This is a genomic window from Bartonella sp. AA1HLJMS (genome assembly GCF_042197445.1).
Taxonomy (GTDB): domain Bacteria; phylum Pseudomonadota; class Alphaproteobacteria; order Rhizobiales; family Rhizobiaceae; genus Bartonella.
In genome coordinates this window covers 1-918 of sequence record NZ_JBHIRW010000247.1, presented here as the reverse complement: position 1 = coordinate 918, position 918 = coordinate 1, and the positions used below count along the sequence as shown (strand labels likewise).

The 918-nt window shown below is 35.3% G+C and carries 1 protein-coding gene and 1 pseudogene; both read left to right on the top strand.

The window, feature by feature from the left end:
* Positions 1 to 88: 88 nt before the first annotated feature.
* Positions 89 to 523 (top strand): antA/AntB antirepressor family protein, encoded by a 435-nt coding sequence (locus tag ACFIQE_RS10945; RefSeq protein ID WP_375707757.1) that lies wholly within the window; start codon positions 89 to 91, stop codon positions 521 to 523.
* Positions 516 to 918 (top strand): annotated as a pseudogene (locus ACFIQE_RS10940) (Rha family transcriptional regulator); the annotation flags it as partial. The gene ACFIQE_RS10945 and the pseudogene ACFIQE_RS10940, both read left to right, overlap by 8 nt.

Genomic DNA, 918 nt, shown 5'->3' with positions numbered 1-918 from the left:
ATAAATTACGTCTTTGTGATGTGATTTAAAAATTCTAAAGGGCGCTTTTAAAAGCGCCTCCCTTTTTCCCATCAATATGAGGTCTGTAATGGAAAAGCTTCTTGCTACTCAATACAATATTATTCAGCATCAAAAGGTTCAAACTATTAGCGCTCGTGATTTATATACCTTTTTAGAGGTAAAAACCGAGTTTAGAAAGTGGATAACAAACTGTATTAAAGAACTTAGCTTTAGAGAAGATATAGACTTTGTACTTTCTACTAAAGAATTATCAAACTCCTCACGTGGAAATCCTTTTAAAGATTATGCTCTCACTTTAGACACAGCAAAACACATTGCCATTTGTGAACCTGGTCTCAAAGGTAAACAAGTGCGTGAATATTTTCTGAAATGCGAAAAAAAAGCAAATTCAAAAATCGATTATTCAAATCCTGAAACATTAGAAGATTTCTTAAGACATCTAAGACAGCAAATTAAGCAGAATGACAATGTTGTCACAGCGAACGGAGTGAAGCATGCGTAATTTTATTACAACATCTGAAAGCAATTTTCAAAACACAACAATTCCAACCATGTCTAGTCGTGAAATTGCAGAATTGTGTAGTAAACAACATAAACACGTTATGCGTGATATTAAGCAAATGCTTGAAGAGTTGCACTCTAAAAGTACTGAGCCCAAATTTGGGCTGAGTGAATTTGTAGGTTTTTACAAAGATTCAACTGGTCGCACTCTCCCTTGTTACAACCTTCCTAAACGTGAATGCCTCATTTTAGTTTCGGGTTACAGCATGACATTACGCGCTAGGATTATAGACCGTTGGCAAGAATTGGAAAAGTAAGCAGTAACACCACAAATCGACTATTCAAGTCCAAAGGCTATGATTGGCTTTTTGAATTACCTACAAGGTCAAATAGATC

Excerpts from the sequence above, each read along its gene's own strand:
- ACFIQE_RS10945 (WP_375707757.1), top strand. The coding sequence starts at position 89 with ATGGAAAAGCTTCTTGCTACTCAATACAATATTATTCAGCATCAAAAG.